Source organism: Herbaspirillum sp. AP02, assembly GCF_015767275.1.
Classification (GTDB): Bacteria; Pseudomonadota; Gammaproteobacteria; order Burkholderiales; family Burkholderiaceae_D; genus Herbaspirillum.
This window is the reverse complement of record NZ_JADWMY010000004.1, coordinates 71,203-92,602: the sequence shown is the minus strand read 5'-3', so window position 1 is coordinate 92,602 and position 21,400 is coordinate 71,203. Positions and strand designations below refer to the sequence as shown.

25 protein-coding genes are annotated in these 21,400 nt (G+C 65.1%); 20 read left to right on the top strand and 5 right to left on the bottom strand.

The annotated features are described in order from the left end of the window. Positions 1–42 precede the first annotated feature (42 nt). The 14 genes from dctP to I5R65_RS10610 all read left to right on the top strand — a co-directional run bounded on the left by dctP (position 43) and on the right by I5R65_RS10610 (position 11,875). Complete coding sequence (gene dctP, locus I5R65_RS10675; RefSeq protein WP_180669238.1) at positions 43–1,065, top strand: TRAP transporter substrate-binding protein DctP; 1,023 nt, start codon at positions 43–45, stop codon at positions 1,063–1,065. After that, positions 1,062–1,640: a TRAP transporter small permease gene (locus I5R65_RS10670; protein WP_180669240.1), complete on the top strand. Its 579-nt coding sequence runs from the start codon at positions 1,062–1,064 to the stop codon at positions 1,638–1,640. The genes dctP and I5R65_RS10670 overlap by 4 nt, the downstream gene beginning before the upstream one ends. Further along, on the top strand, positions 1,637–2,986 hold the full coding sequence (locus I5R65_RS10665) for a TRAP transporter large permease (RefSeq protein WP_180669242.1): 1,350 nt from the start codon (positions 1,637–1,639) through the stop codon (positions 2,984–2,986). The genes I5R65_RS10670 and I5R65_RS10665 overlap by 4 nt, the downstream gene beginning before the upstream one ends. After that, on the top strand, positions 2,987–4,654 hold the full coding sequence (gene mdcA / locus I5R65_RS10660; RefSeq protein ID WP_180669244.1) for a malonate decarboxylase subunit alpha: 1,668 nt from the start codon (positions 2,987–2,989) through the stop codon (positions 4,652–4,654). Positions 4,655–4,692: 38 nt separating this feature from the next. After that, positions 4,693–5,007 carry a malonate decarboxylase acyl carrier protein gene (mdcC, locus tag I5R65_RS10655; protein WP_180669246.1) on the top strand — a complete coding sequence of 105 codons (315 nt, stop codon included), beginning with the start codon at positions 4,693–4,695 and terminating at the stop codon, positions 5,005–5,007. Further along, positions 5,004–5,909 (top strand): biotin-independent malonate decarboxylase subunit beta, encoded by a 906-nt coding sequence (locus I5R65_RS10650; protein ID WP_180669248.1) that lies wholly within the window; start codon positions 5,004–5,006, stop codon positions 5,907–5,909. The genes mdcC and I5R65_RS10650 overlap by 4 nt, the downstream gene beginning before the upstream one ends. A 9-nt stretch (positions 5,910–5,918) precedes the next feature. After that, on the top strand, positions 5,919–6,659 hold the full coding sequence (mdcE, locus tag I5R65_RS10645) for a biotin-independent malonate decarboxylase subunit gamma (RefSeq protein ID WP_180669250.1): 741 nt from the start codon (positions 5,919–5,921) through the stop codon (positions 6,657–6,659). Further along, a complete protein-coding gene (gene mdcG / locus I5R65_RS10640) occupies positions 6,656–7,375 on the top strand; it encodes a malonate decarboxylase holo-[acyl-carrier-protein] synthase (RefSeq protein ID WP_180669252.1) in 720 nt (239 codons plus the stop codon). The genes mdcE and mdcG overlap by 4 nt, the downstream gene beginning before the upstream one ends. Further along, positions 7,363–8,301 carry a triphosphoribosyl-dephospho-CoA synthase MdcB gene (mdcB, locus tag I5R65_RS10635; RefSeq protein WP_180669254.1) on the top strand — a complete coding sequence of 313 codons (939 nt, stop codon included), beginning with the start codon at positions 7,363–7,365 and terminating at the stop codon, positions 8,299–8,301. Before mdcG ends, mdcB begins: the two co-directional genes overlap by 13 nt. Next, positions 8,298–9,242, top strand: a complete 945-nt coding sequence (locus I5R65_RS10630; RefSeq protein ID WP_180669256.1) for an ACP S-malonyltransferase — start codon at positions 8,298–8,300, stop codon at positions 9,240–9,242. The genes mdcB and I5R65_RS10630 overlap by 4 nt, the downstream gene beginning before the upstream one ends. Before the next feature lie 245 nt (positions 9,243–9,487). Then, a complete protein-coding gene (locus I5R65_RS10625) occupies positions 9,488–9,736 on the top strand; it encodes a DUF6139 family protein (protein ID WP_006463956.1) in 249 nt (82 codons plus the stop codon). Positions 9,737–9,800: 64 nt separating this feature from the next. Further along, positions 9,801–10,043, top strand: coding sequence for a hypothetical protein (locus I5R65_RS10620; RefSeq protein ID WP_006463955.1), 243 nt, complete (start codon positions 9,801–9,803; stop codon positions 10,041–10,043). Between the two features lie 205 nt (positions 10,044–10,248). Beyond that, the gene (locus I5R65_RS10615; RefSeq protein ID WP_180669258.1) at positions 10,249–11,181 is read left to right on the top strand and encodes a 2-hydroxyacid dehydrogenase; all 933 of its coding nucleotides are present in this window, start codon (positions 10,249–10,251) and stop codon (positions 11,179–11,181) included. Positions 11,182–11,380: 199 nt separating this feature from the next. After that, entirely contained in the window at positions 11,381–11,875 is a 495-nt protein-coding gene (locus I5R65_RS10610) for an acyl-CoA thioesterase (protein ID WP_180669259.1), read from the top strand. 85 nt (positions 11,876–11,960) lie between these two features. Here I5R65_RS10610 and I5R65_RS10605 read toward each other — a convergent pair whose 3' ends face one another. Then, the gene (locus tag I5R65_RS10605) at positions 11,961–12,752 is read right to left on the bottom strand and encodes a hydratase (protein WP_180669261.1); all 792 of its coding nucleotides are present in this window, start codon (positions 12,750–12,752) and stop codon (positions 11,961–11,963) included. A gap of 72 nt (positions 12,753–12,824) precedes the next feature. Next, positions 12,825–13,274, bottom strand: coding sequence for a CopD family protein (locus I5R65_RS10600; protein ID WP_180669263.1), 450 nt, complete (start codon positions 13,272–13,274; stop codon positions 12,825–12,827). A 172-nt stretch (positions 13,275–13,446) separates the two neighbouring features. Here I5R65_RS10600 and I5R65_RS10595 point away from each other — a divergent pair, with 172 nt between their 5' ends. Together I5R65_RS10595 and I5R65_RS10590 are read left to right on the top strand one after the other, a co-directional pair. Continuing rightward, entirely contained in the window at positions 13,447–14,319 is an 873-nt protein-coding gene (locus tag I5R65_RS10595; RefSeq protein WP_180669265.1) for an MOSC domain-containing protein, read from the top strand. Positions 14,320–14,431: 112 nt separating this feature from the next. Beyond that, on the top strand, positions 14,432–15,580 hold the full coding sequence (locus I5R65_RS10590; RefSeq protein WP_231395146.1) for a branched-chain amino acid ABC transporter substrate-binding protein: 1,149 nt from the start codon (positions 14,432–14,434) through the stop codon (positions 15,578–15,580). Positions 15,581–15,686: 106 nt separating this feature from the next. On the opposite strand, the gene I5R65_RS10585 is transcribed toward I5R65_RS10590, so the two are convergent. The 3 genes from I5R65_RS10585 to I5R65_RS10575 form a co-directional block, all read right to left on the bottom strand. Then, positions 15,687–16,130: a hypothetical protein gene (locus tag I5R65_RS10585; protein WP_180669267.1), complete on the bottom strand. Its 444-nt coding sequence runs from the start codon at positions 16,128–16,130 to the stop codon at positions 15,687–15,689. Positions 16,131–16,478: 348 nt separating this feature from the next. Beyond that, positions 16,479–17,492: a UTP--glucose-1-phosphate uridylyltransferase GalU gene (gene galU / locus I5R65_RS10580; protein ID WP_180669269.1), complete on the bottom strand. Its 1,014-nt coding sequence runs from the start codon at positions 17,490–17,492 to the stop codon at positions 16,479–16,481. A gap of 77 nt (positions 17,493–17,569) precedes the next feature. Beyond that, complete coding sequence (locus I5R65_RS10575) at positions 17,570–17,986, bottom strand: hypothetical protein (RefSeq protein WP_180669271.1); 417 nt, start codon at positions 17,984–17,986, stop codon at positions 17,570–17,572. Between the two features lie 384 nt (positions 17,987–18,370). Here I5R65_RS10575 and I5R65_RS10570 point away from each other — a divergent pair, with 384 nt between their 5' ends. The 4 genes from I5R65_RS10570 (at position 18,371) to I5R65_RS10555 (ending at position 21,265) form a co-directional block, all read left to right on the top strand. Beyond that, entirely contained in the window at positions 18,371–18,622 is a 252-nt protein-coding gene (locus I5R65_RS10570) for a GlsB/YeaQ/YmgE family stress response membrane protein (protein ID WP_006463945.1), read from the top strand. 312 nt (positions 18,623–18,934) lie between these two features. Beyond that, a complete protein-coding gene (gene pgm, locus I5R65_RS10565; RefSeq protein ID WP_180669273.1) occupies positions 18,935–20,584 on the top strand; it encodes a phosphoglucomutase (alpha-D-glucose-1,6-bisphosphate-dependent) in 1,650 nt (549 codons plus the stop codon). Positions 20,585–20,772: 188 nt separating this feature from the next. Continuing rightward, positions 20,773–21,084, top strand: a complete 312-nt coding sequence (locus I5R65_RS10560) for a hypothetical protein (RefSeq protein ID WP_231395145.1) — start codon at positions 20,773–20,775, stop codon at positions 21,082–21,084. Positions 21,085–21,118: 34 nt separating this feature from the next. Beyond that, the gene (locus I5R65_RS10555) at positions 21,119–21,265 is read left to right on the top strand and encodes a hypothetical protein (RefSeq protein ID WP_180669275.1); all 147 of its coding nucleotides are present in this window, start codon (positions 21,119–21,121) and stop codon (positions 21,263–21,265) included. Positions 21,266–21,400 lie beyond the last annotated feature (135 nt).

Below are 21,400 nucleotides of genomic sequence, written 5' to 3'. Positions count from 1 at the left end.
AAAAACACACGTAGTTCCATCAATCCTGGAGGAGACACCCGCATGAGCGCATTCACCCGCCGCCAATTCCTTGGCGCACTCGCCGCCGCACCGCTTGCCAGCACCATCCCGTCCGCCTGGGCACAATCGGCCAGCCTGAAGATTTCACACCAGTTTCCCGGTGGCACCCTCACCGAGGGCGATTTCCGCGATCGCCTGGTGCGTATGTTTGCCCAGCAGGTCAGCGAGCGCACCAAGGGTGCGTTGAAGTTCGAGATCTATCCCGGTTCGTCGCTGATGAAGACCAACGCGCAGTTCTCGGCCATGCGCAAGGGCGCACTGGACATGTCGCTGGTGCCGCTGAACTACGCCGGGGGCGAAGTGCCAGAAACCAATATCGGTCTCATGCCCGGCCTGGTGACTTCCTACCAGCAGGGGGCCTCCTGGAAGAATGCCGAAGTCGGCAAGGAGCTGGCCCGGGTGCTGGGTGAGAAGGGCGTGGTCATCGTCAGCTGGATCTGGCAGGCCGGGGGCGTGGCCTCCCGCGGCAAGCCCATCGTCGATCCGGCCGATGCCAAGGGCATGAAGGTGCGCGGCGGCTCCCGCGAGATGGACCTGATCCTGAAGGAAGCTGGCGCGGCCGTGGTCACGCTGCCCTCCAACGAAATCTATGCCGCCATGCAGACCGGGGCCATGGATGCGGCGATGACCTCGTCGACGTCCTTCATGTCGTTCCGTCTGGAAGAGGTCGCCAAGGCCCTCACTACCGGCCGTGACAAAGCCTATTGGTACATGTTCGAACCGCTGATGATGTCCAAGGCCGTCTTTGAAAAGCTGCCCAAGGATCAGCAGGCGGTCATCATGGCGGTGGGCGCCGAGATGGAACAGTTCGCCACCAAGGCCGCCCAGGCCGACGATATCGCCGTGGCCCAGGTCTACCAGAAGGCCGGCGCCAAGGTGGTGGACCTGAACGCCGAGGTGGTCAAGAAGTGGCAGGACATCGCCCGCAATACCGCCTGGAAGGACTTCGCCGGCCGCAATGCCAGCTGCGCCAAGCTGCTGGCCCTGGCGGAGAAAACAGTATGAGCCATGGTTTCGAGATGCCCGGCGCCGCCGCGGCGCGCCCGGTCGTCCCTGCCAGCGCCCCGGTGGCCTGGCTGGCGGCCTTCCTGCGGGGCTACCACCGGGTGGCCGTGTTCCTGGGCATGATTGCGCTGCTGGTGACGTCCTGCATCCTCACCTATTCGGTGGTGGTGCGCTATTTCTTCCACCAGCCCACCGACTGGCAGGACGAGGCATCGGTGTTCATGCTGGTGGGGGTGATCTTCCTGTGCTCGGCCTATGTGCAGTCGCTGCGCGGGCATATCGGTATCGAGGCGCTGGCCGGCATGCTCTCGCCCTTGGCCAACAAGGTGCGCATGTTCATCGTGGATGTGGTGTCGCTGGCCTTCTGTGCCTTCTTCACCTGGAAGTCGTGGGCGCTGTTCCATGAAGCCTGGGTGGAGGGGCAGACCACCTCGTCCACCTTTGCTCCGCCGCTTTGGATTCCGTATTCGCTCATGGCACTGGGCATGAGCATGCTGACCCTGCAACTGCTGGTGCAGGTGCTGGTGCGCATTACCGGTACCGTTCCCGCCCCGCAGGCCGGAGGTGCGCAATGAGTCCGCTGACCCTGGGTGTGCTCTATGGCGTGGTCACCATTCTGGTGATGTGCTCGGGCATGCCGATCGCCTTTGCGCTGGGCGTGGTGGCGACCGGTTTCATGTATTTCTTCATGCCGGCATCCTCGCTCGATACCATCACGCAGAACGTCTACGAGGAAATCGCTTCCATCACGTTGCTGTCCATTCCGCTGTTCATCCTGAAGGGGGCGGCCATCGGCAAATCCCCGGCGGGCAAGGACCTGTATTCGGCCATCCATGCGTGGTTGAACAAGGTGCCGGGCGGCCTGGGCATCGCCAACGTCTTTGCCTGCGCGCTGTTTGCGGCCATGGCCGGTTCCTCGCCGGCGACCTGCTCGGCCATCGGTTCGGCCGGTATCCCGGAGATGCGTCGCCGTGGTTATTCGCCCGGGTTTGCAGCCGGCATCATTGCCGCCGGCGGTACGCTGGGCATCCTGCTGCCGCCCTCGATCACCATGATCCTGTATGCGGTGGCGGCCGAGCAGTCGCTGGGCCGGCTGTTCCTGGCCGGCATCGGCCCGGGCGTACTGCTGGTGATCCTGTTTGCCGGTTACGCCGTCTATCGGGCGCGCAAGGAGTACAAGCTGGCCCACGCGGTCTACACGGCCGGCGGGGCCAAGTCGGCCTACCTGGATGACGAGCATTTCACGCTGGCACAGAAGGTGGAGATGCTGCCGCGCGTGCTGCCCTTCCTGGTCCTGCTGATCGGTGTGATGGTGGCGCTCTATGGCGGCCTGGCTACGCCCTCCGAAACCGCCGGCCTGGGCGCGCTGCTGGCGCTGGTGCTGATCGCCATCGTCTATCGCATCTACAAGCCGCGCGACATTGCGCCCTTCCTCAGTTCCACCATCAAGGAATCGGGCATGCTGTTGTTGATCATCGGCATGTCGCTGCTGTATTCCTACGTGATGAGCTACCTGCACATCAGCCAGTCGGCGGCGCAGTGGGTGGTCGATCTGCATCTGTCCAAGTGGCTGCTGCTGGCGGTGATCCTGGGGATGGTGATCGTGCTGGGCTTCTTCCTGCCGCCGGTGTCGATCATCCTGATGACCGCCCCCATCATCCTGCCGCCGCTGAAGGCCGCCGGCTTCGACCTGATCTGGTTCGGCATCGTCATGACGGTGGTCATGGAGATGGGCTTGATCCACCCGCCGGTGGGCCTGAACCTGTTCGTGATCAAGAACATCGCACCCGACATCCCGCTGGGTGATGTGATCAAGGGTACGATTCCTTTCCTGGCGCTGATGTTCCTTGCGGTCCTGCTCTTGTGCATGTTCCCGGGCATCGCGACCTTATTGCCTGATCTGTTGATGGGAGCCAAGTAAATGAGTAGTAGCGAACGCGTGTGGAATGCGCGCCAGAAGAACCGTGAACAGCGGCTGGCACGCGCCACCGCCGCATTGGGAAGCCAGTTGCAGGGCAAGATCGCGCCTGCCGCAAAACTGGCCGACCTGCTGTATGCGGTGCTGGAAAACGGTGACCGTGTCTGTGTCGAGGGCAACAACCAGAAGCAGGCGGACTTCCTCGCCAAGGGTCTGGCCGCACTCGACCCGGCACGGGTGAACGGCTTGCACATGCTGTTCTCGGTGCTGGCCTTGCCGGAACATCTGGACGTGTTCGAACGGGGCATCGCCGACCGCCTGGACTTTTCCTTCTCCGGCCCGCAGGCCGGCCGCCTGGCCAAGCTGGCCTCGGCCGGCAAGCTCAACATCGGCGCCATCCATACCTACCTGGAACTGTTTGGCCGCTATTTCACCGACCTGACGCCGCGCGTGGCGCTGGTGGCCGCGCAGGCGGCCGACCGCCACGGCAATCTCTATACCGGCCCCAATACCGAGGACACGCCGGCCATTGCCGAGGCCACGGCGTTTTCCAGCGGCATCGTCATCGCCCAGGTCAACGAGATCGTCGATGTGCTGCCGCGCGTGGACATCCCCGCCGACTGGGTCGGTTTCGCCATCCAGGCGCCCACGCCGCATTACATCGAACCACTGTTCACCCGTGATCCGGCGCAGATTTCCGAGATCCAGGTCCTGATGGCGATGATGGCCATCAAGGGCATCTATGCCGAATACGGCGTGCAGCGCCTGAACCACGGCATCGGCTTCGATACCGCCGCCATCGAACTGATCCTGCCGACCTATGCCGAATCGCTGGGCCTGCGCGGCAAGATCTGCAAGCACTGGGCGCTGAACCCACACCCGGCGCTGATCCCCGCCATCGAAGCCGGGTTTGTGGAATCGATCCATTCCTTCGGTTCCGAACTGGGGATGGAAGACTACATCCGCGCCCGGCCCGATGTGTTCTTCGTCGGCCCCGATGGCTCCATGCGCAGCAACCGCGCCTTTTCGCAGACGGCCGGGCATTACGGCTGCGACATGTTCATCGGCTCCACTCTGCAGATCGACTTGCAGGGCAATTCCTCCACGGCCACCCTGGGGCGCATTGCCGGCTTCGGCGGCGCGCCCAACATGGGGGCCGATGCGCGTGGCCGTCGCCACGCCAGCGAGGCCTGGCTCAAGGCCGGCCAGCAGGCCCGCGCCGGGCGCAATACCATCCCCCGTGGCCAGAAGCTGGTGGTGCAGACGGTGGAAACCTTCCGCGAACACATGCAGCCTGCCTTCGTCGAAAAACTCGACGCCTGGCAGCTGGGTGAACAGGCCAGGATGCCCATCCCGCCGGTGATGATCTACGGCGATGACGTCACCCACATCCTCACCGAAGAGGGCATCGCCAACCTGCTGCTATGCCGCACCGACGAAGAGCGCGAACAGGCCATCCGTGGCGTGGCCGGCTATACCGCGGTGGGCATGGGACGCGACAAGCGGATGGTGGAAAACCTGCGCGACCGTGGCATCATCCGGCGCGCCGAAGACCTGGGCGTGGACAAGCGCCTGGCCACGCGTGACCTGCTGGCGGCCAAGAACATGAAAGACCTGGTGCGCGCATCCGGCGGGCTGTACAACCCGCCCAAGCGCTTCCGGAACTGGTAAGCAAAGACAAGTCACTGGCAAGCAATCGGAACAAGACGATGGAAACTCTGAATTTTCGCTTTGAAGAAGGGCGCCGCCGCCTGAAGGCCGCGCCCGAACTGGTCGGCGTGGTCAGCTCCGGCAACCTGGAAGTGCTGATCGAGAATGTCGATCTCAAGGGCGCCTGCGCCATCGAGATCAAGACCGCCGCCCGTGGTTTCGGCGCCATCTGGGAGGCGGTGGTGGGCGACTTCCAGCAGCGCTGGCAACTGGCCGATGCCCGCATCTCCATCAACGACATGGGCGCCACGCCTGCCGTGGTCAGCCTGCGCCTGGATCAGGCGGTGGAAGCCATGGTCGAGGAGGGCGCATGAGCGCGAGCTATCTGGAGGCCACGGCCCGGGAACGTATCCTGGCGCTGCTCGATGCCGGCAGTTTCAATGAACTCTTGCCGCCCGCGCAGCGCGTGGTGAGCCCGCATCTGGGGCAACTGGACGCACCGGTATCCTTCGATGACGGCGTCATCATCGGTGAAGGTCTGCTGGGCGGTCGCCCGGTGATGGCCGCCGCGCAGGAAGGCGGCTTCATGGGCGGGGCGGTGGGCGAGGTGCACGGTGCCAAGCTGGTCGGCCTGCTCAAGCGCGCCATCCGCAAGCAGGCAACTGGCGTGATCCTGTTGCTGGAGACCGGCGGTGTGCGCCTGCACGAAGCCAATGCCGGCCTGATCGCCGTCTCCGAGGTCATGCGCGCCGTGCTGGAGGCCCGCGCTGCCGGCGTCCCCGTGATCGTGCTGGTGGGCGGCGCCAATGGCTGCTTCGGTGGCATGGGCATCGTCGCCCGCTGCGCCAACACGGTCATCATGTCCGAAGAGGGAAGGCTGGCCATGTCCGGGCCGGAAGTGATCGAGACCGCCAATGGCGTGGAGGAATTCGATTCGCGCGATCGCGCCCTGGTCTGGCGCACCACTGGCGGCAAGCATCGCTACCTGATCGGCGATTGCCAGCAACTGGTGGGTGACGATACCGAGGCCTTCCGCCAGGCGGCCATGGATGCCCTGACTGCGCTGGCCCAGTCCGGCGCGCCCGAACTGACATTGGCCGCGCTGGAAGCCGAGCAGGAAATGCTGCGTCGTCGCATCGCTACCTTCGGCCATGCCGAGGACCCGATGGATATCTGGGCCGAGCTGGGCGTGGAGCGCCCTGAGACGGTGCCGATGCTGGAAGCGGCTGCCTTCACCGCCATGGCCCAGGGCCTGCGCATTCCCTTCAAAGCCTGAGAGAGAGCCATGAGTCAAACATCCACTCCGAGCCAGGTCGACTGGCGCGCGCTGGCGCAGACCCTGTTCCCGCAGGGCCAGCAGATCAGCGAGAAGGACCACTTCCTCTCCGGCACCGCCCAGGTCGAGGGTCGCACCGTCACCGTGGTCGGCACCACCGCTCACACGCCCATCGGCATCGAGATCGCGCTGGCCCAGGCCAGCGTCATCCTGCAGACGGTGCGCGAGCATCCCGGTCGGCCCATCGTGATCCTGGTCGATACCCAGGGCCAGCGCCTGCGTCACCGCGACGAAATGCTGGGCATCAACAGCTACATGGCGCACCTGGGCAAGTGCGTGGAACTGGCGCGCCGCCAGGGCCATCGCGTGATCGGCCTGGTCTATGACCAGGCGCTGTCGGGCGGCTTCATCACCAGCGGCCTGATTGCCGACGCCTGCTATGCCCTGCCGGATGCCACCATCCGCGTCATGGGCTTGCCGGCCATGGCGCGCATCACCAAGGTCCCGGAGGAGCGCCTGACCGAACTGGCCAGGAGCAACCCGGTGTTTGCCCCGGGACCGGAAAACTACCTGCGCATGGGTGGCGTGGCCGAGATCTGGCACGACGACCTGGCCCAGGCTCTGAGCACCGCGCTGGCAACCGATGACAGCGCCGACAACCGTGCCGCCGTGGGGTTGGAGCGCGGCGGACGCAAGTGGGCGCAGCGCGTCATCCAGGCCGTGGCCAACGATGTGCCGCTGAACGGATGAGACCGCTGCAACATCCCGGGCGGCACCATCTGCTCTGGCTGCACGACGCCGCCTGGCAGCGCCTGCAGCAAGACAGCGTGGACGAACGCCAGCGCGCCAGCCTGGCGCACTGGCAGCGCATGCGCTGGCCGCTGGTGGTGCGCCGCACCGATGTCGATGCGCGCGCCGATGAGCTCTGCGTCGGCATCGCGCTGCCGCCGGATGCGCAGGGCAACAAGCCCCGCATCGCGCTGCGCGTAGTGCCGCAGGAAGTGGCGGCCAGTCGCGCCCCGTTCCTGTTGCGCGATATCGTGGCCGCACGCCTGGTCGGCCTGCCGTCGTCCTGGCCGGCGGGGCTGGCCGAATTGCAGCAACACATGGAGCGCGCCGGCATCGCCCTTTCCGTGTTCGGTTCGCTGGCCTGGCAGGCGGTGACGGCCGAGCCCTACCTGCGCGCCAGTTCCGATATCGACCTGCTGTTCTGCCCGCGCAGCCGCAGCCAGCTGGAGGGCGGTGTGCGCCTGCTGGCCTGGCAGGCGATGTTCCTGCCGCTGGATGGTGAGATCGTCTTCCCCGATGGCGCGGCGGTGTCGTGGAAGGAGTGGCGCCAGGTTGCCGTATTGGGCGCCGGAGAAATCGGACAAGTCCTGGTCAAGCGCGCTGCCGGCGTGGCGCTGGAGCGGGTAGGGACCTTGACGACCAGCCTGCCGCTGGAGGAGCAGCCATGCGCCGCCTGATGGAGCATCCGGCCACCCTGGATGTGGCCGTCCATCATCTGCAGAAGCGCCGCACCGAGCGCGACAACCTGGTCTTCTGCCGCGTGCTGGCGCGGCTGGCGGTGCGCAGCCTGCACCACGAACTGGTGCTCTATCCCAAGCCCGGCCTGGTCTCGCGGGTGGACAATGGCAGCCACACCGACATGAGTGCGCTGACCTTCCTGCGCAGCCTGTTTTCGCTGCGTCATTACTTCTACCAGATCGCGGTCGCCGGCCTGGAGGCCGCACCTTTCCACCGCCTGCAGACGCTGGCCATCAGCGCCGAGCAACGCATGCTGCACGCCACGGGCGGCATCAATACCCATCGCGGCGCGATCTTTGCGCTGGGCATGCTGTGCGCAGCCACCGCCTGCTGTCGGGCACGCAGGATGCCGCTGCAGCCGCAAGTCATCCGTGCCACCCTGCTGATCCAGTGGGGCGATGCGCTGGCGCGCCATAGCGTCCCCGGTGCGGGCGTGCTGCCTACCCGGTCGCCCAGCCATGGTCAGCGGGTCGCCGCACAGCATGCGGTGGGCGGGGCGCGGGAAGAGGGGGCGCTGGGCTTTCCGTCGGTCTTCGAAGTGGCCCTGCCGCAGTTGCAGGCCACCCTGGCGCAGGGGCGCGACTGGACCTGCGCCAGCATCGATGCCCTGTTCGCCCTGATGGCCCAGCTCAGCGATACCAACGTCTATCACCGTGGCGGCGCGGCCGGCGCGGCACTGGTGCGTGCGCGCAGCGCCGCTTTCCTGGCCGCCGGTGGATCTGCCCGTGATGGATGGCAGCAGGAAGCGCTGGATTGCCACCGCGCCTTCGTGGCGCAGCGTCTGTCACCGGGCGGTGCCGCCGATCTGCTGGCGGCGGCCTGTCTGCTGCATCAGGTCGGTCTGCTGGACAGCGAGCGCGGATGAGCATGCGGCTGGCGATTCTCTGTCCGGGGCAGGGCGCGCAGCATGCCGCCATGTTCGATCTGCTGAATGAGGATGCGCAGGCCGCGCAATTCCTGGCCCAATGCGATCTCGCCGGCCTGTTGCAGGCGCCGCTGCAACAGGTGCTGGCGGACCCGGCCCAGCTCTACGCCAACCGTAATGCCCAGCCCCTGATCGTCGCCGCCCAGCTGGCGGCCTGGCAAGCCTTGCGCGAACCGCTGGCGGCATTGGCCGGGACTCCGGCGGTGGTGGCCGGCTACAGCGTGGGCGAGCTATCGGCCCAGGCGATTGCCGGCGTGATCCCGGCCTCGGCCACGGTCGCGCTGGCGGCACAGCGGGCCGCGTGCATGACGCAGGCTGCCAGCGCACAACCGGCGCAGGGTCTGATGGCGGTGGGCGGTATCGCGCTGGCCTCGGCGCAGAGCACGCTGGAACGGCATGGCGCGCACGTGGCCATCATTACCGGTGACGACACGCTCATTGCCGGGGGGAGCGACACGGCGCTGCAGGCAGCGGCTGTCGAGCTTGCCGCAATGGGGGCACGCAGCTCGGCCCTGCCGGTCGGGCTGGCCTCGCATACGCCGTTGATGCAGGCAGCGGTGGCGCCCCTGGCAGCAAGCCTGGCCTCCATGGTCAGGCACGACCCTGAATTCACCTTGCTGGCCGGCGTCACCGGGCAGGCTGTCGCCGATGCCCGACAGGCACGGGAGCTGCTGCTGCGTCAGCTGACCGAGCCCATCCAGTGGGCGGCCTGCATGGACGCCTGCGTCGAACGTGGCGTCACCGTAGCCCTGGAACTGGGGCCGGGCGCAGCGCTGTCGCGCATGCTGCGCGAGCGTCATCCGCAACTGCAGTGTCGCTCCCTGGCCGATTTCCGCAGCCTTGCGGGTGCGCTGGCGTGGTTGCGGCGCCAGCTCGACTGAGCGGGCAGGGGCGCGATTTCTTCCTGGCATCGTCACAGGGGCGGTGCTATCTTGAATGAATCACGATGCAGCACCTCTGCGCAGGGCGGTCCGGCCTGTGGGATCAGGCTGACAGCGCAACACGCTTTGTGGTCATCGCATGGCCGATCCATCGAACCAATGTGCTGCCGTCCAGTCGCACCCAGCAGGCGCACCCGGTACCCACCGTGCAGCGCCCTTGTTCAACCCGACCAGGAGGCCCCCCGATGAAAGTCGATGTCTACAAGCGCCCGGACGGCGAAGGTCTGTTTTCCTACCTCGTCCTGCCGCACGAAAAAGCCCTACCGGAAGAAGTCACCAATACCGATTGGCAGATCCACGAGCAGAACGTGGACTTTGAACGCGACGGCAAGCGGCATTTCACCCTGGAGGCGGAAGACGCTTTCATGCAGATCGGCGAAAAGGGCTATGCCATCACCCATCTGGACCAGCGTGCCGGCGACGGTGCGGCCTGAGGACCGGACACAAGCGGACACAAGCGGACACAATCTGACGCAAGCGGACAAGAGGAGACACATCATGCCAACCGAACAAGTGGGCGACTACGAAGTCGAGTACGCAGGTGTACGCGTGATCGGCGGCGACGAATGGGTGGCGCAGGTCGCCATCTTCGGCCATTCCATCAACCCCATGCACCGCAATCCGGTGTTTCCGGTCCAGCGCGTGCTGCCTGACCAGACGTTCGCCGACGAGAAGGCGGCCGAGCAGGGTGCGCGCCAGGTGGCGCACGAGATGCTGGAAAAAGAACAGGCCCGGCATTGAGTACGTCGCACTGAGCAAGACCACGCGCCGGCCCTGCGCCGCCGCATCCCCGACAGGCCCGGGCGCCGTATGGCGCGCCGGGCCTGTTTGCGCCGGTGGCATGGAATTCGCATGAAGGCGGTTTGAGCTCTGCCGGACTGATTGCGCAATTCGCAATAGAATGGCGGGCACTGCATTTTCCTTCATCCGCATCGCCAGGCCCCTCATGAAACCGCCCTTACTCGTCCTGATCCATCTTTCCGAAGAAAGCACCGCCACCATCGCAGCCCACTACGACATCCTCTACGCGCCGGACCGCCAGCGCCGTGACGAGATGATTGCAGGCCCGGCCCGCAAGGTCGCCGTGGTGCTCACCAATGGCTCCACCGGCCTGACCGCCGATGAAATGCGCGCCTTGCCGCATCTGCAACTGGTCTGCGCATTGGGCGCCGGGGTGGAGAACATCGACGCCACGCACGCCCAGGCCCATGGCATCGAGATTGCTTCCGGTGCCGGTACCAACGAGGATTGCGTGGCCGATCACGCCATGGGACTGCTGCTGGCCATCGTGCGCAACATCCCGGTGCTGGATCGCTACACCCGCGACGGCGGCTGGCGCGAAACCATTCCGCTGCAGCCGCAACTGGCCGGCAAGCGCGTGGGCATCGTCGGCATGGGCCATATCGGCAAGAAGATCGCCCGCCGCGCCGCCGCCTTCGACGCCGACATCGCCTATTGCAACCGCAAGAAGCGCGATGATGTCGACTACCACTACTTCCCCGATGTCGCCCAACTGGCAGGCTGGGCCGACTGCCTGATCGTGGCTGCCCCCGGCGGCGCCCAGACCCGGCACCTGATCAATGCGAGGGTGCTGGAAGAACTCGGCCCCCACGGTTACCTGGTCAATATCGGTCGCGGCAGCGTGGTCGATACCGAAGCCCTGGCCGCAGCGCTGGCCGCCGGCCGCGTGGCCGGTGCCGGGTTGGATGTCTACGAAGGTGAACCGAAGCTGCCGGCAGCCCTGATCGGCCTGTCCAATGTGGTGTTGACGCCGCACGTGGCCGGCTGGTCGCCGGAGGCCATCAGTGCCTCGGTCCGCCAGTTCCTGCGCAATTGCGAGGAGCATTTCGCCGCGGCCGAGCCGGTGGTGCGGGCCTGAACGGGCCCGGCCCTGACCGTGGACGCGAGTTTTTTTGCCATGGCAGGGCTGGCTGGCCGATAATGTCGGCCGCAGTCGGCTTTCCTCCACGAAAGCCGACTGCGCCGGTCGCCTGTGCACTCGGGGGAGTGCCCGTGGCGGGACGCCGCGCCATCCCATGATCAACCCATCGCCACCACTACAGAGAGAGCCTCGCACCATGGATCTGCCATCTCACCAACTCACCATGACGGTCCTGATGACCCCGGACATGGCCAATTTCGCCGGCAACGTGCACGGGGGAACCATCCTCAAGCTGCTCGACCAGGTCGCCTATGCCTGCGGCAGCCGCTACGCCGCGCAGTACGTGGTGACCCTGTCGGTGGATCAGGTGATGTTCCGCCAGCCCATCCACGTGGGCGAACTGGTGACCTTCCTGGCCAGCGTCAACCACACCGGCAAGTCCTCCATGGAAATCGGCGTCAAGGTGGTGGCCGAGAACATTCGCACCCAGGAAACGCGTCACGTCAACAGCTGCTTCTTCACCATGGTGGCAGTGGACGACCAGCGCAAGCCGATCCCGGTGCCACCGCTGCGCCCGTTCTCGCAGGAAGAAAAGCGTCGTTTCGACGCCGCCGTGATCCGCAAGTCGCTGCGCCAGGAGCTGGCGCGCCGCTACGAGGAAGTCAAGCCGGGCGTCGAGAAGGCCAACTAAGCCAACTAAGCCAGCTTGATGCCGTGCAGGAATGAAAAAAGGGATGAGCCCGGGCTCATCCCTTTTGCATTGGCACGCAGCGGATTCAGCCCAGATGCACCACTACCGAGCCCAGTACGCCCAGCTCGGCGCGTACCGTCTGCCCGGCCCGCACCGCCATGGGGACGATGGTGGAGCCGCTGGCCACCACGTGACCGGCGCCCAGCGTCAGGCCATGCTCGCGCAGTTCATTGGCCAGCCAGGTGAGTGCGATGCGTGGATCGCCCAGCACCTGGGCACCGCTGCCGCTGCTCTGCTGCCCGCCACCTTCGACGGTGGCCGCGGTGGCCAGGGCGGCCAGGTCCAGGGTGCGCCAGTCCACATCGGCCGGTGCGCCCAGCACGAAATGATCGCCGCAACTGTTGTCAGCGATCAGTTGCGCCGCGCCGACCTGGCGGAAGTGTTCATAGCGGGTATCGGGGATTTCGATGGCGGGGTGGATCGAGCCCACCGCATCCAGCACTTCGTCCTGCGTATAGGGCGTGGGGCGCGGCGGCAGGCTTGCGCGCATGCGGAAGGCCACTTCCACTTCCAGCACGCTCATCAGGTTGTCGCCCAGGGTGATGCGCGCGCCGCTGCGATGCAGGCGCTCTGCCAGCAGACGGCCCGCCAGCGGTGCGTCGACCTGGAGCAGTTGCTGGCCGCCCGGGCCGGTGGCGGCGATCTTCCAGCCGGCCAGGGGCGCGAAGCTGCGGGCTTCCAGGCGGCGCTGGATATCGTAGGCTTCCTGCCGATCAACCGGTTGCAGCTCGGGCGGCAGGTGCGGGATGCGGCGGTTGTGCGCCCAGCAGTCCCACAGCAGGTCGGCGGCTTGCTGGCGTTGCGATTCGTTCAGCACGGGTGTCTCCCCCTCTCGGATTGTGATCTTGCCCGAACTTGCTCGAATTCGGGTGGCAATGGTCCTGCCGCGTCAGGCAGCCAGCGGCCCCAGTGAACCGATGGCGATGGTCAGCAGGCCCAGGCACAGGTTGATGCCTACCAGCATGCGTATCTGGCGCAGTGCGCGCGAGGCGCGGTCCCAGTCCTGCTGCGCGGCGGACAGTTTCAGGCGCCGGAAGGGCGCGAAGAAGATATGGCCGAAGATCAGCATCATCACCACGCCGATGCCGCTCATGGCATGGACATACGGCGGCAAGTGAGCGCCACCCATCACCGCCATCATGTGCAGGCCGCTGCCCAGCACCAGCGCGATGGCCACCCATACCCAGATGAAGAAACTGCCCAGCACCGCCGACATCAGCGTCAGGCGCTGCTCCGCGTGCAGCACCGGCAGCGCGGGGCGCAGCGCCATGTGGGCGAAGAACATGCCGCCGACCCAGATGGTCAGTCCCAGCAGATGGAAGAATTTGGCAACCAGCATGGCACTCCCGTCAGGAAAACCTTCATGAACATCCGTGCATTGTCGCATGAGCAGGGGTGAAGTGTTGCCCGCGTCACAAGCCAATGCCGAGCTTGTGGTAATGTCTTGCCGAAACTTCATCTGCATTCTTTGTCGGCGCCTGCAAGACGCCACACCCGGGGCCAGTATCACCATGTCGACATCCAGCGCCATCAGCACCCTCAGCGCCATCAGCTTCTATCCCGTCAAATCCTGCGGTGGCCTGTCGGTCACGTGTGCCGATATCGGCGCCCTGGGCCTGGCCCTGGATCGCCACTGGATGCTGGTGGACCGTGAGGGCCGCTTCCTGAGCCAGCGCAGCCATCCGCGCATGGCCTGCATCATGCCGGCCTTCGAGGGCGATGCGCTGGTGCTGCGCGCCCCCGGCATGCCGCCCTTGCGGCTGGCCGCTGCCGGCGAGGACGGGGCCACCGTGGCGGTACAGGTCTGGAACAGCCATCTGGATGCCCTGGATCAGGGCGAGCAGGCCCGCGCCTGGTGCTCCCATTATCTCGGGGATGAGGTGCGCCTGGTGCGTTTCGACCCGGCCGTCACGCGCGCCTGCAGCCAGCGCTGGACTGGCGCGTACCAGGCCACGACGCAGTTCTCGGACGGCTATCCGCTGCTGGTGATCGGCCAGGCCTCGCTGGACGACCTCAATGCCAGGCTGGCTGCCAAGGGCGCGCCGAGCCTGCCGATGGACCGCTTCCGGCCGAACCTGGTGATCAGCGGGTTGGAGCCTTACGAGGAAGATTTCATCGATACGCTGCGCTTTGGCGAGGGCGAGCAGGCGGTGCAACTGAAGCTGGTCAAGCCCTGCGCCCGTTGTCCGATCCCCGGTATCGACCAGCACACCGGCCTGCGCGACGCGCAATGGCCCGATGAGCCGCTGGACACCCTGGCCGGCTACCGCGCCAATCCCCGCGTGGATGGCGGCCTCACCTTCGGCCAGAACGCCATCGTCATCGGCGGGATCGGCGGCCGCATTGAAGTCGGGCAGGTCTGCCACTGGGAGTTCAATTTCTGAGGTGGCGCGAAACCTGCTAGCCAGGGTAGCAGGCAAGATATAGGCAAGAGACAGGGAAGACACAGGCAAGTCACAAGCAGAACAAAAGCAAGCAACAGGGATGAACAAGGTAATGCGTAGAACAATTCTGCTCGCCGCCGTCCTTCTGGGCGCCGGTTGGGCGATGCAATCCGGCGCGGCAGCAGCCACCCCGCGCACCGTACTGATCGGCCTGGCGGCGCCCATGTCCGGCCCCTCCGGCAGTACCGGGATGAGTCTGGAGCGGGCCGCGCAGCTGGCGGTGGAAGACATCAACAACGGCAAGCCCGTCATCGGCGGCGAGCCGGTGCTGTTCAAGTTGCTGCCGCAGGACGACCGCGCCGATCCGCGCACTGGCGAGCTGGTGGCCCAGTATTTCGTCAAGACCGGCGTGGCGGCGGTGGTGGGGCACTGGAACAGCGGCGTGGGCATTCCGGCCTCGCGCATCTATGCCGCCGCCGGTATTCCCCACGTAGCGCCCGCCGTGACGGCACCGGACTACACCCGGCAGGGTTACGTCACGGCCTTTCGCATCGTGCCGCATGATGGCGACGGCGCGCGCCACACGGCCCAGTACGTCATGCACGACCTGAAGGCGCGCAGCATCGCCGTCATCGATGACAGCACGCTCTTCGGTGCGACCTATGCCCAGGAATTCGTCAACGCCGTGAGCGCCCAGCAGGGGCGGGTGACGGGCCGCTATCAGGTCAGCAGCAAGACCTCGGACTTCAACAGCATCCTGCGCAGCATCCGCGCCAGCGATCCCGACGTGGTCTTCTTCGCCGGCCTGGATGCGCAGGCCGCGCAACTGGCGCAGGACCTGCGCCGGCTGCAGATACGCGCGCGCCTGGTGGGCATCGGCGGCCTGGTGGGACCGACCTTCCTGCGTCTGGCCGGGGCGGCGGGGGAGGAGGTCAGCGTGGTGGAGCCCGGTCTACCCTCCTACAAAGGGCCGCAATGGAGCCATTTCGACAACGCGTGGAAAGCCCGCTACAAGGATGACATCTACCTTTACGCGCCCTTTGCCTATGACGCCGTGCGGGTGATCGCCGCCGCCATGCGCGAGGCCGATTCGGTCGCGCCGGCCAAGGTCACGGCGGAACTGCACCGCATTCGCTACCGGGGCATCACCGGTCAGATCGCCTTCGATGCAGAGGGCAATCTGCGGGACCCGGTATTTACGCTGTATCAGGTCCATCAGGGCCGCTGGCGGGTGATCCGCAGCATGGGCGACAGGCCTTAGTCCGGCAGCCTGGCGCAAAAAACAATGCCGCCCGATCGGAACCGGGCGGCATCATTTTTGCGCGAACCGCTGGGCAAGCCGGCAGGGCAGGCTTGCCCGGGAGAATTTACTTCTTGGGGCGGCCAACCTTCAACGGGGTCAGGCTGCTGAGGATGTCCTTCAGTTCGGCGATCTTGAGGTTCTTGATCAGGGACACACCGATGCGCAGCAGGTCGCTCTTCTTGATCTCGACGCCCGCCTTCAGGCAGGACTTCTTGACCTGGGCCAGGACCGCGTATTCGTTCTCGGGCATGGTGAAGCTGTCACGCACCTGCTTGACCTTCTTGGGCTTGGCGACCTTCTCCACCTTCACCGGCTTGACGACCTTCTCTGCCTTCTTTTCAGTCTTCACGGCTTCCGGGGCCGGCTTGGCGACCGCGGCTGCCTTGGGCGCGGGACGCGCAGCCGGGCGCACTGCAGGCTTCCTGACTGGGGGCTTGGGGGCTGCCGCCTTGGCGACAGGTTTCTTCTTTTCGGTCGATGCTGCTGCGGCTTGAACTCGGGTGGCCATGAACGCTCCTGTGATAAATTGATATAAACAATATATATTTTTTGCGCCTTTGCCGCAATCGCTCCAGGCTCCTGGCAACGATTTCATGCTGCATTATCAGTCTGCAAACGTTTACAAGTGGTGTGCGGAGGCCACAGCATACGCTGCCTGGACCCGGATGCGGCATTTCATGTCGCCCCTGGCGAGATGACTGTGCAGATGCATGGCGGCGATGCTAACAAGTCCAGGTTAAAACTCTGTGACAAAGGTCAAAACAATTTATACGAAGCGTAGGGGAAGCGTAGGGACGAAAAAAAAGCAGTCCGGCCAGAGGCTGGACTGCAATCAACAACGGTCTCTACCGGGGACTTACATGACACTACGGGCTACGGCTGGCTGCTTTTCGGTACTGGCCGAGGCAAGGGCTGACGCACTGCCCGCGGCCGGCTTCAATGGGGTGACGGTGGCTGGTCCCTTGGGCTGGGCCGCCTGCGCCAGATCGTGCTGGGCGGCAAACTCCTGCAGGTACTGGGCAAAGCCGCTGCCCACTTCCTTGTGCTTGAAGCCCATGGCCACGGCGGCCTTCAGGTAGCCCAGCTTGGAGCCGCAGTCGAAGCGCTGGCCCTCGTAGCGATAGGCCAGGATCTGTTCCTCTTGCAGCAGGGCCGAGATGGCATCGGTCAGCTGGATTTCGCCACCGGCACCGGTGCCGATGTTTTCCAGGCGTTCGAAGATGGCGGGGGTCAGCACATAGCGGCCGACCACGGCCAGCGTGGAGGGCGCCTCTTCCGGCGCCGGCTTTTCCACGATGCCGGTCAGCAGTTCGGTGCGTTCGCCATGGGTCGTGCCGCTGACGATGCCGTACTGGCGGGTTTCCGGGCGCGGCACGTCCTGCACGGCCAGCAGGCTCTTGCCTTCGCGTTCGTAGAGGGCGGTCATCTGTGCCATCACGTTCTTCTGACCGGGCGCGGCGTCCATGAAGTCGTCGGCCAGCAACACCGCGAAGGGCTCGTCGCCCACCAGCGGCTTGGCCAGCAGCACGGCATGGCCCAAGCCCAGCGGCTCGGCCTGGCGCACATAGACGCAGTTGATGTGCTTGGGAATGACGTTGCGGATGGTTTCCAGCAGCTTGACCTTGCCGGCCGCTTCCAGCTCGCTCTCCAGTTCATAGGCCTTGTCGAAGTGATCTTCGATGGCGCGCTTGTTGCGGCCGGTGATGAAGATCATCTCGGTGATGCCGGCTTCGACCGCTTCCTCGACGGCGTACTGGATCAGGGGCTTATCGACGATGGGCAGCATTTCCTTGGGCTGCGCCTTGGTGGCAGGCAGGAAACGGCTACCCAGACCGGCGACGGGAAAGACGGCTTTTGTGACTTTTTTCATGATAGGTCCAGGTTGATTGAGTGGGAGGGCGTGGCACCCTCAACGACACGCTGCAGGCCAATTGGCGCGGATACGCGTTAAGCCTGTCGATTGTTCTTGATCATCTTCATTTGCAGGAAGGCGCGGCAGCCGTGAAACAGCGGCGCCACGCCGGGAAAGGCATGACTGAGCAGACTTGCGGTGGTATCGAGCAGACTGCCATGCGGGCGGCGCGAGCGAACCTGCGATGGCAGCGCCGGTTCCGCTGTCGATGCCGATGCCGAGTCGAGTTCGATGCGACGCTGCACGCTGCCCTCGTTGAGTTGCTCCAGCACGGCCGCCAGTTGCGGCGCCTTCAGCGAGATCTGCTGCATCAGCTGGGCCGATTCGCGGGCGTAGCTGGCATAGTGGTCAGCGAAATCGGCATCGCGCCGCGGCGCTGCGCCAAAAGCACTGAGGGCGTACGGGTTGGCGAAGGCGGTGGGCTGGGGTGCGCTGGGCTCTTGGGTCGGCATGATGGCGGCTCTTGTCATCGTTGTTCAACGTAAAAGGTCGGGGGCTGGCAGCGGGTCGCATGTTGCACTGCTCCCTTGCGAGGCAAGCTTAAAAAAACTCGCGCTTCCTCTCTATAGGAGTGCCGCCTTTTGCCATGTAGGAAAACAGGAGGAGCCACGCCGAGGATCCGTCGGCAGGACTGCGGACAGCCTGCCCTGGCCGGACTTGTCCTACAAGGAAATGGGCCGCTGTCCGATACCTGGCGGCAATCGATGTTCCTAAGATGACCTCATCTGTTGCGCCGAGCGCCTGCAGAGAAGAGGAGGGAGCGTTGCCAAGGGCCTGCGGGCCGGCGCACTCCGCAACCAACCCAAGAAAGACAGAACGCTAGGAAAGGGAACATCATGGAACACGGACTCATCGCATGGCTGATCATTGGTGCTGTGGCTGGCTGGCTGGCCGGTGTGCTGGTCAAGGGAGGTGGCTTCGGTCTGCTGGCTGACATCCTGATCGGCATCGTCGGCGCCGTCATCGGTGGCTGGTTGGCCGGTCTGCTGGGCATCGCCGTGGGCGGTGGCATCCTGGCTTCGATCATCACCGCGACCCTGGGTGCGATCGTATTGCTGGTGATCGTACGCGCCTTCCGGCGAGCCTGACGGGGTGGGCGGGCAGGGCGGATGTGATGTCTGCCTTCAGCTCGCCGGCCTTACGCCGTCAGCGAATGCGTCCGTGGCTCCGCCCGGGCGCATTTTGCGTTGTTTCCGGGCATCATTCTGGAATGATCCTGTATCAGTCGGTGCATTGATCAAATCGTCGCAGCGACGTGCGCGGAAATGCTGCAATGCGGCAGCGAAGCGTTACAATGCTCGTGATGTTGAAAAAAGAATAAGTTTCGCGGACTGGCACTGCGGTCTTGCGTTCCTCCCGCGTTCCCCTGTTTCTACTGCTATCCATCCATAAAAGACACCATGAGTAGCGTCAATCCCCTCGCCGGCAAACGTGCCGCTCCTTCTACCCTGGTCAACCTGCCGGTGCTGCTGTCGAACTATTACAGCCTGCGCCCGGACGTGTCCGTGCCGACCCACCGGGTTGCCTTCGGCACTTCCGGCCACCGTGGCAACGCCAATGCCCACAGCTTCAACGAGTGGCACGTGCTGGCCATCACCCAGGCCATCTGCGACTACCGCAAGGAGCAGGGCTTCAAGGGGCCGCTGTTCCTCGGCATCGATACCCATGCCCTGTCCGAACCGGCCTGGCACAGCGCCCTGGAGGTGCTGGCCGCCAATGAGGTGGTGACCATGCTGGCCGAAGGCAGCCCCTACGCGCCCACCCCGGCGGTCTCGCATGCCATCCTCACGCACAACCGCGTGCATCGCGACAAGCTGGCCGACGGCATCGTGGTCACGCCGTCCCACAATCCACCCGACAATGGCGGCTTCAAGTACAACATGCCCAACGGTGGCCCGTCCGACTCCGATGTCACCGGCTGGATTGAAAAGCGTGCCAATGCCTATCTGGAACAGCAGCTCAAGGGCGTGCAGCGCGTCAGCTTCGAAAAGGCCCTGAAGGCCGACACCACGCGCCGCTACGACTACCTCGACCACTACGTCAGCGACTTGCCCAACATCATCGACCTGGCCGCCATTGCCGGCGCCAACGTCAAGATCGGCGTCGATCCGCTGGGCGGCGCCGGCCTGCATTACTGGTCGGCCATCGCCGACCGCTACAAGCTCAACCTGGAAGTGGTCAACACCGATGTCGATGCCAGTTTCCGCTTCGTGCCGCTGGACTGGGATGCGCAAATCCGCATGGATCCGTCCTCGCCCTACGCCATGAGCGAACTGATTGCCTTGAAGGATCGCTTCGACGTCGCCATGGCCTGCGATACCGACCATGACCGTCATGGCATCGTCGCCAAAAGTACGGGCCTGCTACCGGCCAACGACTACCTCTCGGTGGCGGTGTACTACCTGTTCCGCCACCGCCCGGCATGGCGCGCCGATGCTGCCGTCGGCAAGACCCTGGTGTCCAGCCAGATGATCAACCGCGTGGCCGCTCACCTGGGACGCAAGCTGCTGGAAATGCCGGTGGGCTTCAAGTGGTTCGTGGACGGGCTGTATGACGGCAGCCTGGCCTTCGGCTGCGAGGAAAGCGCCGGTGCCTCCTTCGTGCGCTTCGACGGCCAGCCCTGGAGCACCGACAAGGACGGCATGACCGCCGCCTTGCTGGCCGCCGAGATGACGGCCCGCACCGGCAACGATCCGGGCCAGATCTACGCTGACCTGACCCGTCGGTTGGGCGCGCCACTGAACGGTCGCAAGGAGGCCGCCGCCACGCCCGAGCAAAAGGCGCGCCTGTCACGCCTGTCGCCCGCCGATGTCAGCTCCACCGAGCTGGCTGGCGAACCGATCAGAGAAGTGATGACGACCGCCCCGGCCAACGGCAAGGCCTTCGGTGGCTTGAAGATCGTCACCGACAATGGCTGGTTTGCCGCCCGTCCATCCGGCACCGAGAACATCTACAAGATCTACGGCGAAAGCTTCCGCGACCAGGCTCACCTGGACAAGATCTTTGCCGAAGCCCAGGAAATCGTCAGCCGAGCGCTCAAGGGAGCTTGAGCGGGCTGCGTAGCGACAGCGCTGTGGCGACAAGCCAGGGCCACCGTCCTCTCCGGAGGCGGTGGCCTTTCTTTTTGTCGGGGGGCTTTCCTTCCTTCCTACAGTCAAATCGGCCGATGTCTGGTTGAGGGCGGGTCGTGGGCTTCGTAAGATGAAGCATTCCAGTCCAGCCTGGCAAGGAGGATCACATGGAACAGTCTTATCGCCGGCAGCCCGGCAGCGTGGTCAGCGCCGATCCTGAAACCACGAAGGTGCAGCCTGTCCCCGATAGGTCGGGGGAGGTCGAACCCGACGGTACCGAGGATCCGTGGGCCAATGCCGATGATGGCGTCGTGCCGGAACATCCCGCGCCCACCGCTGCACCGTCCCCCGCTTTTCCCAAGGAGAGTCACATGCACAAGCCCCAGGACACCCCACCCGTGGAAGTACCGCCACTGGACCCGACCCCGCCGCAAGACCCGATTCCCCACCAGAATCCCACTACCTCTTCGCAGCCCTGAGCCGCGAGGAATCGACATCGACCAGGAGGCCCGTTTGACTATAGCCCTGCACACGCCCCAGGAAACCCCGCCCGCGCATGACCCGCACCTGCCGCCGCCGGAGCTGCCGGATGACGATCCGGTTCCGGTGGAAGATCCCCCGCTGAACCCGCGCCCGTCCGATCAGCCGATACGGATGTAAAGCCGGGACCGGCAACACTGACCGCAATGCAATGCAGGTGCCACCGATGGGTGGCGCCTGCTTTTTTTTCGTCCGAAGCAGCATGGAAGTGCAGTTATGTTCATTTCAAACTGAAACGAAATATCACGACTTGCA